This is a genomic window from Flavobacterium litorale, assembly GCF_019613795.1.
Lineage (GTDB): Bacteria > Bacteroidota > Bacteroidia > Flavobacteriales > Flavobacteriaceae > Flavobacterium > Flavobacterium litorale.
Map to the genome: position 1 here is coordinate 1,430,444 of NZ_CP080429.1, position 12,256 is coordinate 1,442,699.

At 36.4% G+C, this 12,256-nt stretch carries 9 protein-coding genes; 8 read left to right on the forward strand and 1 reads right to left on the reverse strand.

The annotated features are described in order from the left end of the window. Nucleotides 1-282: 282 nt before the first annotated feature. From topA to K1I41_RS06360, 7 genes are all read left to right on the forward strand, one after another. On the forward strand, nucleotides 283-2,799 hold the full coding sequence (gene topA / locus K1I41_RS06330; RefSeq protein WP_220639538.1) for a type I DNA topoisomerase: 2,517 nt from the start codon (nucleotides 283-285) through the stop codon (nucleotides 2,797-2,799). A 6-nt stretch (nucleotides 2,800-2,805) separates the two neighbouring features. Next, nucleotides 2,806-3,957, forward strand: a complete 1,152-nt coding sequence (locus K1I41_RS06335; RefSeq protein ID WP_220639539.1) for a formimidoylglutamase — start codon at nucleotides 2,806-2,808, stop codon at nucleotides 3,955-3,957. A gap of 149 nt (nucleotides 3,958-4,106) precedes the next feature. Beyond that, entirely contained in the window at nucleotides 4,107-5,489 is a 1,383-nt protein-coding gene (gene porK, locus K1I41_RS06340; RefSeq protein ID WP_220639540.1) for a T9SS ring complex lipoprotein PorK/GldK, read from the forward strand. Nucleotides 5,490-5,554: 65 nt separating this feature from the next. Further along, nucleotides 5,555-6,190 carry a type IX secretion system motor protein PorL/GldL gene (gene porL, locus K1I41_RS06345; protein ID WP_220641821.1) on the forward strand — a complete coding sequence of 212 codons (636 nt, stop codon included), beginning with the start codon at nucleotides 5,555-5,557 and terminating at the stop codon, nucleotides 6,188-6,190. Between the two features lie 53 nt (nucleotides 6,191-6,243). Beyond that, complete coding sequence (gene porM / locus K1I41_RS06350) at nucleotides 6,244-7,794, forward strand: type IX secretion system motor protein PorM/GldM (RefSeq protein WP_220639541.1); 1,551 nt, start codon at nucleotides 6,244-6,246, stop codon at nucleotides 7,792-7,794. A 44-nt stretch (nucleotides 7,795-7,838) separates the two neighbouring features. Beyond that, nucleotides 7,839-8,765, forward strand: a complete 927-nt coding sequence (gene porN / locus K1I41_RS06355; protein WP_220639542.1) for a type IX secretion system ring subunit PorN/GldN — start codon at nucleotides 7,839-7,841, stop codon at nucleotides 8,763-8,765. Between the two features lie 64 nt (nucleotides 8,766-8,829). Next, nucleotides 8,830-9,870 (forward strand): NAD(P)/FAD-dependent oxidoreductase, encoded by a 1,041-nt coding sequence (locus K1I41_RS06360; protein WP_220639543.1) that lies wholly within the window; start codon nucleotides 8,830-8,832, stop codon nucleotides 9,868-9,870. Here K1I41_RS06360 and K1I41_RS06365 read toward each other — a convergent pair. Next, complete coding sequence (locus tag K1I41_RS06365; RefSeq protein WP_220639544.1) at nucleotides 9,860-10,255, reverse strand: DUF983 domain-containing protein; 396 nt, start codon at nucleotides 10,253-10,255, stop codon at nucleotides 9,860-9,862. The genes K1I41_RS06360 and K1I41_RS06365 overlap by 11 nt on opposite strands. 54 nt (nucleotides 10,256-10,309) lie before the next feature. Here K1I41_RS06365 and K1I41_RS06370 point away from each other — a divergent pair, with 54 nt between their 5' ends. After that, nucleotides 10,310-12,214: an ABC-F family ATP-binding cassette domain-containing protein gene (locus K1I41_RS06370; protein ID WP_220639545.1), complete on the forward strand. Its 1,905-nt coding sequence runs from the start codon at nucleotides 10,310-10,312 to the stop codon at nucleotides 12,212-12,214. Nucleotides 12,215-12,256 lie beyond the last annotated feature (42 nt).

The following is a 12,256-nucleotide window of genomic DNA, read 5'->3' on the forward strand; positions in this document are numbered from 1 at the left end:
TAATTTGTTATATAATAGTAAGGAGTGCTTTACAATTATAAGGAGAGTTTGTTTTGTTTACGATGTTATTTTAAAACGGCTAGTATTGTTGTTAGATAATAAGTGCTATAATTTTTTTGCCCCTATATTTTTATACCCAAAAGTATATGTAAACCTATTGATACATAAGTTGTTTTGTGTGTTTGTAAAAGGTTAATGTTTAGCCAAAAAGGTTGATTTTAAAAATACCGAAAACCAATATTTAAAAAAATCACATACTTTTGCGACACAAAGAAACGTATGATGGCAAAGAATTTAGTGATTGTTGAGTCGCCTGCTAAGGCAAAGACTATAGAGAAATTTTTAGGAAAAGATTACCGCGTGGAGTCGAGTTATGGGCATATTGCTGATTTGCCCTCTAAGGAAATAGGGGTAGATGTAGCCAATGGTTTTCAGCCTAAATATGAGGTATCGCCCGACAAAAAATCGTTAGTTAAAAAACTCAGAGATTTATCTAAATCTGCCGAAACCGTTTGGCTAGCAAGTGATGAAGACCGTGAAGGAGAGGCAATAGCATGGCACCTTGCCGAAGAGCTTAAACTGGATAAAGAAAAAACAAAGCGTATTGTTTTTCACGAAATTACCAAATCGGCAATTTTAAAAGCAATAGAAAACCCTAGAGATATTAATTACAATCTTGTAAATGCGCAGCAAGCACGCCGCGTGTTGGATAGATTAGTGGGGTACGAACTTTCGCCAGTATTGTGGAAGAAGGTTAAAACAGGACTTTCGGCGGGGCGTGTGCAATCGGTTTCTGTACGACTTATTGTGGAGCGTGAACGCGATATACAAAATTTTGATTCGCAACCATCGTATAGCGTTACTGCAGAATTTGCAAACGAGAGCGGAAAAACATTTAAAGCAAAGTTGCCTAAAAACTTTTCGACGAAAGAAGAAGCACAAGATTTCCTGAATAAAAATATAGGGTCTATATATAAGGTGTCCAATTTGGAAACTAAGCCTGGTAAAAAATCGCCAGCAGCCCCCTTTACAACTTCTACATTACAACAGGAAGCAGCACGTAAACTGTACTTTCCTGTAGGTGTTACCATGATGTTGGCACAACGACTGTATGAAGCAGGACTAATTACCTATATGAGAACAGATAGTGTAAACCTATCTAACGATGCCATGAGTGCTGCCGAAGCAGAAATCATAAAATCGTATGGGCAGTCATTCAGTAAGCCACGCAACTACGCTACCAAAAGCAAAGGGGCGCAAGAGGCACACGAGGCGATACGCCCTACAGATATGACACGCCATACTGTAAATATAGACCGTGACCAAGCAAGGCTTTACGATTTAATATGGAAACGTACGCTAGCATCGCAAATGAGCGATGCACAGCTAGAACGTACCAATGTTAAAATTGAAGCCAATAATCATAGCGAAGTATTCTCGGCATCTGGAGAAGTGCTTAAATTTGAAGGATTCCTGAAAGTGTACCTTGAAGGTAGTGATGATGAAGATGTAGAGCAAGAGGGCATGTTGCCTGCACTCCGCGTAAGCGAAAAATTAATTAACAACTACATTACCGCAACGGAACGCTTTAGCCGACCACCCGCCCGTTATACAGAGGCTGCATTGGTAAAGAAACTGGAGGAGTTAGGTATAGGGCGTCCGTCTACCTATGCACCCACCATATCTACCATTATTAGCAGAAATTATGTTGAGAAAGGTACTTTTGAAGGGCAGGAGCGTAGCTACAAACAATTAACCTTGCAAAATGATAAAGTCAACGTTCAGGAGCTATCCGAAATTACAGGTTCCAATAAAGGGAAACTAGTCCCAACCGATATTGGTATTATCGTAAACGATTTCTTAGTGAGTCATTTTGATACTATATTAGATTATAATTTTACTGCTAAAGTAGAGCAAGATTTTGATGAAATAGCATCGGGCAACGAGAATTGGACGGCAATGATGGACGATTTTTACAGCCATTTCCATCCAACAGTACAAGATGTAGAAAAAAATGCCGAACGCGAATCGGGCGAACGTATACTGGGCAAACACCCCGAAAGTGGTAAGCCTGTAAGCGTACGCTTAGGTAAATTCGGACCAATGGCACAAATAGGCGATGCAGAAGACGAAGAAAAACAATTTGCAAGTTTACTCCCTGAGCAAAATATAGGCACAATTACATTAGATGAAGCACTAACGTTATTTTTACTCCCTAAAAACTTAGGTACATATAAAGGAGAAGAAGTAGAGGTAAATAATGGTCGTTTTGGTCCTTACGTTCGCTTTGGTAAAACCTTTGTTTCCTTACCTAAAGGAGAAGACCCATTGGATGTAACTTTTGATAGAGCTAAAGAACTTATTATTGAGAAAGAAAAAGCAGATGCACCAATAGCCACGTATAAAGACATGCCAGTACAAAAAGGAGTAGGGCGCTTTGGTCCTTTCTTAAAATGGAACGGTATGTTTATTAACGTTAATAAAAAATACGATTTCGATAACCTTTCGCATCAAGATATTGTTACATTAATAGAAGAAAAGATACAGAAAGAAATTGATAAGGTAATCCATAACTGGGAGGATGAAGGCATCCGTGTAGAAAAAGCCCGTTGGGGACGCTCTGTAATTATAAAAGGGAAAACAAAAATAGAGCTTAGTAAAGATGTAGATGCTGCTGCCCTAAGTTTAGATGAGGTTAAAGCTATTATTGAGCAAAAAGCACCCGCTAAAAAAACAACAGCCAAGAAAACTACCGCTAAAAAGACTACAACTAGAAAAACAGTAGCTAAAAAGAAATAATTATTTATGGCTTTTGAGTTTTTAAAACCATTAGATGATGCGTTTCTGGATTATATAGAAACGTTACCTCCTCAGTGCTTGGGTAAAAATACAATATTCCATGCTGAGGATGCCTTTCCAGAAATGGATCAGGTTGCCATAGCAATACTGGGTGTTTTAGATAACAGAGGGGTAAATACTGAAGATAATGTAGTACACCTTAATTATATACGAGAACAATTGTATGCATTGTACCCTGGTAATTGGGATAAAACGATTGCCGATTTAGGTAATGTAGTATCTGGTAACACTATGCAGGATACGTATTATGTAGTTAAAACCCTTGTTGAAGAGCTTATAAAAAAGAATATATTACCTGTTATAATAGGAGGAGGGCAAGATATAACCTATGCTATGTACCGGGGTTACGATAACCTTGAGCAAATGGTTAATTTAGTTGCCATAGATAGTAAATTCGATTTTGGTAAAGAAAACGAAGCCATAAATGCTAATTCCTATCTTACACCTATTATAGTAGATGCTCCTAACAACTTGTTCAATTATAGTAATATTGGCTATCAAACCTACTTCAATGCGCAAGAAGAGATAGATTTAATAGAAAAACTGTATTTTGACGCTTATAGGCTTGGAGAGGTTATGGCGAACCCAACAATTGCAGAACCTGTTTTTAGGGATGCCGATATCGTAAGTGTAGATATGGGTGCAATAAAATCAGGAGATTCAGGAAATTTTGTTAATTTTTTGCCAAATGGTTTTAATGGAAAAGAAATTTGTACATTAGCACGCTATGCAGGTATAAGCGATAAGGTTACGTCTTTTGGTATATTTAACCATCATGATACAAAGCAAGAGTCGCTCTTAATTGCACAAATACTTTGGTATTTTATTGAAGGAGTTCATTACCGCTCTAACGAATATCCTTTCAATACTAAAGATGATTATATAAAATACATAGTTTTGATAGAAGATGAAGAACTTGTTTTTTATAAGAGCGATAAAACAGATAGATGGTGGATAGTAGTTCCTTTTGTAACGAATGTTAATAATAAATTAAAGAGAAACACGTTATTACCATGTACGCACGATGATTATTTGGAGGCTTGTGATGGTGTTTTTCCTGAACGATTATGGAAAGCACAGCGAAAAAACATAATCTAAAATATTTGTTATAAAACAGCCATCTATTTCATTAAGTACCAAAATCTTTGCTTTTAGTTAAGGTTTTTTTAATAAAAAAATTGTTTTTTTAAAAATAAATAAATAGGTTTACGCCCTTAAAAATAGAATTACATTAATAACCCAAATTTATGAAGAAGTTCATTGCATTAACAGCAACTTTATCATTATTAATCAGCTGTGGTTCTAGCGACCGCGGGGAACTGGTAGGTGTTAGAGGAAAAAAGTGGAGGCCTGAAAAGCCGTATGGTATGACCTTAATTCCGGGTGGCGCATACATTATGGGTAAATCAGACGATGATTTGGCTAATGTGCAGGATGCTCCTACAAAAACAGTAACTGTTCGTTCCTTTTACATGGACGAAACTGAAATTACCAATAGTGAGTACCGTCAATTCGTAGAGTGGGTTAAAGATTCTACGATAAGAACTAGACTGGCTATTTTAGCTGACGAAATGGGTCAGACCCCAGGTGGAGAAGGTGGAATCGGTGAGTTTGCTTTTAAAGACCAATTAGGTGAAGGAGAAGAGCAATCGCCATACGATAAGTACATGTATGAAAACTATTATAGTATTGGTGATGGAGATGATCCGTATGCAGGGAGAAAGCTAAACCATAAACCAAAACTAATAAAAGATCCACAAAAATATCCTGATGAGTATTATGTTGAGGTAATGGATTCGATGTATCTTCCAGCTTCAGAATCGTACAACGGATTAAGAACAATAGATGTTTCAAAGTTGAAATTCAAGTACTCTTGGATGGATATACAATCAGCAGCTAAAGATAAATCTAAAAATACACGTGCTAAACGTAGTAAATACATGAAGCACGAGCAAGTAGAAGTATATCCAGATACTACAGTATGGATAAAAGATTTCTCGTACTCGTACAATGAGCCAATGCATAATGATTATTTTTGGCACCAAGCTTACGGCGAGTACCCTGTAGTAGGTGTTACTTGGAGGCAAGCAAAAGCATTTTGTGCATGGAGAACACTATACAAAAATGCTTACCAAAAAGATAAAGGAAGACAGTTTGTAAACTCTTTCCGTTTACCAACAGAGGCTGAGTGGGAATATGCTGCAAGAGGTGGTATGCAATCAGCTACGTACCCTTGGGGTAATACATACACTAAAAACGATAGAGGGTGTTTCCTAGCAAACTTTAAACCTAACAGAGGCGATTATGCAGCCGATGGAGCACTCTATACAGTAGAAGCACGATCATTTGATCCTAATGACTATAATCTATACAACATGTCAGGAAACGTAGCAGAATGGACAGACTCATCTTATGATGCAGCATCTTACGAATACGTTTCTACCATGAACCCCAATGCACCAGACCCTTCTAATAGAAGAAAAGTAACACGTGGTGGTTCTTGGAAAGACGTTGCTTATTTCCTACAAGTAAGCACAAGAGACTGGGAGTATGCTGACTCTGCACGTAGCTACATCGGTTTCAGAACAGTACAAGATTACATGGGTACACAAAATACAGGAAACCAGTAATCAATAATTATTTAACCAACTTATATTTTTGAATATTTAACTTAACTAAAAACTAAATTATTTTTATTATGGCACTACCTAAAAAAGTTATGAATTTTGCCTATGGTATGGGGGCAGCAGTTGTTATCATCGGAGCACTTTTCAAGTTAATGCACTGGCCAGGAGCAAGTACAATGCTTATTGTAGGATTGGGAACTGAAGCATTAATTTTTGGTCTTTCTGCTTTTGATCCTGTTGATAAAGAACTAGACTGGTCTCTAGTATATCCTGAATTAGCAGGTGGTGATACAAGGAAAAAAGATGCTAAAAAAGAAACTCCAGAAGATGCACAAGGATTACTTTCTAAAAAACTTGATAACATGTTAAAAGAAGCCAAGATTGATGGTCAGTTAATGGCTAGCCTTGGTGCGAGTATTAAAAATTTCGAATCTGCAGCAAAAGGAATATCGCCAACAGTAGACTCTATATCTTCTCAGAAAAAATACAGTGAAGAAATGTCTATGGCAGCAGCTCAAATGGAATCACTAAACAGTCTTTATAAAATACAGTTAGAGAGTGCAGCTCGTAATGCTGAAGCAAACAAAGAAATTGCTGACAACACGGCAAAACTACAACAAGAAATGCAGTCTATGACTAAAAACATCGCTTCATTAAACAACGTTTACGGAGGTATGCTTTCTGCAATGGGCAACAAAGCCTAATTAATTAGGTTCTTATTTTATTAAACTACAAAAAACAGAAAGACTAATTAGATATGGCAGGAGGAAAATTAACCCCTAGACAAAAGATGATTAACCTGATGTATCTGGTTTTCATCGCGATGTTGGCACTAAATATGTCCAAAGAGGTACTATCCGCTTTTGGATTGATGAATGAACAGTTTGAGGAAGCAAATACCCAGGCTAAAAAAACAAATAAAGATCTTTACGATGTATTAGCATTAAAGGCTTCTGAGTCACCTCAGTTTGTCGAAGCAAAAAACATGTCAGATAAAGTTAAAAAAATTTCCAATAATTTTTATTTGTATTTAGAAGGTCTCAAGGGAGATATTACTAAAAATTTCGAGAGAGAAAACGGGAAACTTCCTTACGAGGCAATGGATAAAGGAGAAATGATTGATGAAGCTTGGTTTGCTGGAGATGGCTATTCCAATAAAGGGAATGAAATAGTAGCAACCATCAATCAATACAAGAAGGATATGATTGCTGCATTTGGTAAGGAAAATAAATACAATGCACTTAAGAAGGAAATACAGAGTAAGTTTGATACAGAAAACATTAAAAATAATGAAGGAGTGTCAAAAAAATACCTCGATTATCACTTTAAAGGTTTTCCTGCAATTGCTTCATTAACTAAGCTTTCTGCAATGCAAAACAACGTAGAAACGATTGAAAGCAACGTGTACAACATAGCACTTGGTAAAGCAGCTATTGAGGCTACCTCTATGAATAAATATAAAGCTATAGTTGTTACTGATAAATCTGCTTTCTTCTCAGGTGAAGAAGTTACAGGTAAAGTTGTTCTTGGTCGTTATGATGATGCTACTGTTCCTACAAGAGTAGGTGTAGATGGTGGAAAAGTTACTATGGAAAATGGACAAGCAAAATTCCAAATCAATGCTGGTTCAATAGGCGAGCAAGAAATAAATGGTCAATTCGTGTTTCTTGAAGACGGTAAAGAAGTGGAAATACCAATTCAAGGAAATTACGTAGTTGTACCACGCCCTAACGAAGCTACAATTTCTGCTGATAAAATGAACTCTGTGTATAGAGGTGTGGATAACCCAATGACGATTTCATTTGCAGGTATTGCTGATAGTGATGTTAACGCCTCAGCATCTGGACTTAAAAAGTCAGGTAAAGCAGGTAAATACAACTGGAACGTTACAGGAGTTTCTGGTACAAAAGCTACAATAACAGTAACAGGTAAGTTACCTGATGGCAAAGCTGTAACCTCTAAAAAAGAATTCAACGTTAGAGATATACCAATTCCAGCACCTTCTATTCGAGGTAAAATAAACTCGTCTAAAGGTCGTGCGCAAGATTTATCAGTATCTACTGTAAATGTTGAATTCCCTGATTTCGTTTATGATTTAAGTGTTACTGTTAAGTCATTCGAACTTTACGTTCCCGGTAATCCAGGTATGATTGTTCAGGGTAATAAATTTGATGGAAGAGCTCAGGCTGCTATCAATAAAGCAAGAAGAGGAGACCAGATTACAATCACAAACATTAAAACCAAATTAGTAGGAAATTCTACTTACAGAATTAGAGATTCCACGCCTTTTATTTGGGAAGTACAATAATATAATTAAAAGAACGTTTTTCTTTTATAGCATAAATTAAGGATATGAATAGCAAAAGTTTTTTATTAGCAGCGTTGTTTTTTGCAGGTGTTGGTTCATCAATGGCTCAGTCTAATCTGCTGAATGCAAAAACACCAGATGAGATAGGACAAAAAACTGCTGAACAGGAGCTGTTAGATAACGATAACCCGTTACCTTACGGTTATGTAGGAGACAGAGATATTTTATTTGCAAGAAAAGTTTGGGAAGTAATTGACCTTAATCAAAGAGTTAACTTTCCGATGTTATTTCCTGTAGAAGAAAATATTGGTGATGATAGAAAATCGCTTTTTACTGTCCTTTTAAATGGAATCAAAGATGGCAGACTTACCGAGGTATATGGTGACTCATACTTTACTGAGAAGAAAACTTTAGAAGAAATTCAAGAGAACTTCTACGTAAGTATGTTAAACAGTTACGGTGTAACTACCATGAACCAGTACCCAGGTGAAACCGAAGAATCTCTTAAGGAACAAGGAATACTTACTGCTGAGCACTTTGATACTCAGGAAGTAACTGCAAACGATGTTGCAGCATACAGAATAGTAGGAACTTGGTACTTTGATAAGAGACAAGGCGAACTTAAGTACAGAATACTTGGTATTTGCCCTATGGCTGTTGATGCATTGAGTAAATTGAGAATGGGTGAAAGTGCAGAACCAATCGAACTATTCTGGGTGTTTTATCCGGGTGCTAGAGACGTACTACACCAAGCTAAAGCCTTTAATGAGAAAAATTCTGCAATGCCAATTACATTTGATCACTTGTTAAACTCTAGACGTTTTAGTGCTATGATATACAAGGAAGAGAATGTATACGGGGACAGACTTATTAAGGAGTACCTTAAGGACAATGCCCAGCTACAACTTTTGGAATCAGAGCGTATAAAAGATAAGATACGTAATTTTGAACAAGATATGTGGAATTACTAATAATTCTCATAACTATATAAAGGAACTCTTACCACTATGGTAAGAGTTTTTTTATTTTTGTATCATGATAGATTTTCTAATTGTAGGCAATGGTTTGGCAGGTATAAATTTTGCCGAAACCTGTTTTCTTAATAATAAATCGCACGTTATTATTAGCGATGCATCCCACAACTCGACGTTGGTTGCTGCAGGGATTTACAATCCTGTTATTTTAAAAAGATTCAGCTTACCTGCCGACGCTGCAGAGCATATAGCGTACATGGCACCTTTCTATAAAAACATAGAGCAAAGGCTCTCGGTTAAATTTATGTATGATGTTCCTGTATACAGAAAGTTTGCATCTGTAGAAGAACAGAACAACTGGTTTGAGGCTATGGATAAACCTAGTTTTACTCCTTTTTTAAATCCTGAAATTAGCCATAAAAACTACCCGCATTTACCAGCCTCTTACGGCTTTGGTAGTGTAAACGGTACGGGTTACATGGACACAAACGCATTTGTACAGGTATATTCGTCCAAATTAAAAAAAGATGGTTCTTTACTTGAAGAAACTTTTGATTACGATGCATTAGAAGTTACAAACGATGGCGTGCGATATAAAAATATATCATACAAACATATTGTATTTGCTGAAGGATATGGGGTAAATTCAAACCCTTATTTTAAAGAATTACCATTGGATGGTACTAAAGGGGAGCTACTATTAATTAAAGCTCCTGATTTAAAACTTGATGCTATAGTAAATGCCAGTATATTTATCCTTCCTATGGGGAATGATTACTATAAAGTAGGGGCTACATACGAATGGAATGATAAAACACAAACGCCAACCGATGCTGGTAAAAGTGAATTGGTTGAAAAATTAGAGCAACTAATTACTTGCGATTATAAGATTATAGAGCATTTAGCAGGGGTACGCCCTACTGTTAAAGATAGAAAGCCATTGATTGGTACGCACCCTAATTATGCAAGAGTACATTTATTAAATGGGCTTGGTACACGTGGGGTTATGCTAGGGCCATCTATGGCGTTAACACTATTCAATTCAGTAGTACACGGAGCAACTATCCCTAAAACAATAAACTTAAATCGGTTTAAGGTTTAGGTTGCCTATCTTTCCAGTCATCTTTATAGCTAATAAAAAAGTTAATCCAAATGTTGCGGGACAGTCGCATAATTATGGGCATAAAAATAATAAGGGTAGCTATAATGGCAAAGAAAGAGTTTTTTAGTGTTGTACCTATAAACACCCTTGTAATTATAAACGCAGCAACACTAAAGGTAACACCAAGACCGTAGCTTACATACATAGCACCATAAAAAAACGAAGGCTCTATTTTATAATGTAATCCACAATGGCTACAATTGTTGTGCATTTTGTATACAGAGCCAATATTATACGGGTTTTTGTTTAAATACATACTTTCCTGATGGCATCTGGGGCATGTTCCTGTTAAAATACTATATAATTTGGATCCTTTTTTTAACATTTGCAAAATCATTTGGTATATCCAAATTTACGACATAAATAAGACATAGTAATAATGCTGAATATACATAATTTATCGGTTTCTTTTGGAGGAACGTACTTATTTGAAGAAGTTACATTTCGCTTAGGAGCTGGCGATAGGGTAGGACTTGTAGGTAAAAATGGTGCTGGAAAATCGACCATGCTCAAAATTCTATCACGAGAGCTAGAACCTGATTCGGGGGTTATTGCTACCGAAAAAGAAGTTAAGATAGGTTTTTTAAAGCAGGATATCGACTTTGTTAAAGGCAGAACAGTATTGGATGAAGCCTATCAGGCATTTGTGGAAATTAAAGAAGTAGAAGGCAAAATTGAGAAGATTAATAATGAGCTTGCTACTCGTACCGATTATGAAAGTGAAGATTATACAAAGCTTATAGAAGACCTTAGCGATTATACCCACCACTACGAAATTTTAGGAGGGTATAACTATGTAGGCGATACCGAAAAAATACTGTTAGGTTTAGGTTTTAAACGTGAAGATTTTGATAAACTAACCGATACTTTTTCGGGTGGATGGCGTATGCGTATTGAGCTAGCCAAGCTATTACTACAGTACAACGATGTATTGTTACTGGATGAGCCTACCAACCACTTGGATATTGAAAGTATTATTTGGTTGGAACAATTTTTAAGAAATTATCCAGGGGTTGTAATTATAGTATCGCACGATAAAATGTTTTTAGATAACGTTACCAACCGTACTATAGAAATATCACTAGGAAAAATATACGACTTTAATAAACCCTATTCAGAGTACCTTGTATTGCGCGAAGAGCTTCGCGAAAAGCAATTGGCTACACAAAAAAATCAGGGTAAAAAAATTGAGCAAACCGAGAAACTAATCGAGAAGTTCAGAGCCAAAGCATCTAAAGCCTCGATGGCACAATCGCTCATAAAAAAATTAGATAAAATAGACCGTATTGAAGTTGACGAAGATGACAATTCGGTAATGAATATATCCTTTCCAGTATCGGTGACTCCAGGTAAAGTGGTAATTGAAGCAGAGGATGTTACTAAAAAGTATGGTGATAAAACCATATTAAAGGCTATTGATTTGCTGGTAGAGCGTGGTAGTAAAATTGCTTTTGTAGGGCAAAACGGGCAAGGTAAATCTACCCTTATAAAAGCCATTACTAATGATATAGATTATACAGGTACAATTAAGCTAGGGCACAACGTGCAACTAGGTTATTTTGCCCAAAACCAAGCTGAGTATTTGGATGGCGAAATAACGCTTTTAGAAACGATGGAAAATGCAGCTACCGATACTAACCGTAGTAAAGTACGCGATATGCTTGGTGCATTTTTATTTAGAGGAGATGATGTAGAGAAAAAAGTAAAAGTACTATCGGGTGGCGAGAGGAATCGTTTAGCATTGTGTAAATTGTTATTACAGTCCATAAACGTGCTTGTAATGGATGAGCCTACCAATCACTTGGATATAAAATCTAAAAATGTACTCAAAGCAGCACTACAACAGTTTGAGGGTACTTTGTTACTAGTATCGCACGATAGGGACTTTTTGCAAGGCATGTCTAACATTGTGTATGAGTTTAAAGACCAAAAAATAAAAGAATACTTGGGTGATATCAACTTTTATTTGGAGCAGCGTAATTTGCAAAACATGCGCGAGGTAGAGAAAAGAGATGTAGTTAAGGAAGCGCCTAAAGAGAACAAGCAGGTATCTTACCAAGAGCAAAAAAAGAATAAAGCACTACAGAATAAGTTATCTAAAGTAGAAAGCCAAATACAACAACTTGAAAAGGAGATAACCGAAGATGATAAGCGTTTGGAGCAAGATTACGAGAAGCTAATGAGCGATGCAACGTTTTTTAAATCGTATCAGGATAAAAAAAGCAAGTTGGACGCACTTATGGAAAAGTGGGAACAGGTACAAGAAGAAATAGAAAATGCATAAATATTCGTATTTGCACACAAAATAAAAAGCCCACTTTAAAGT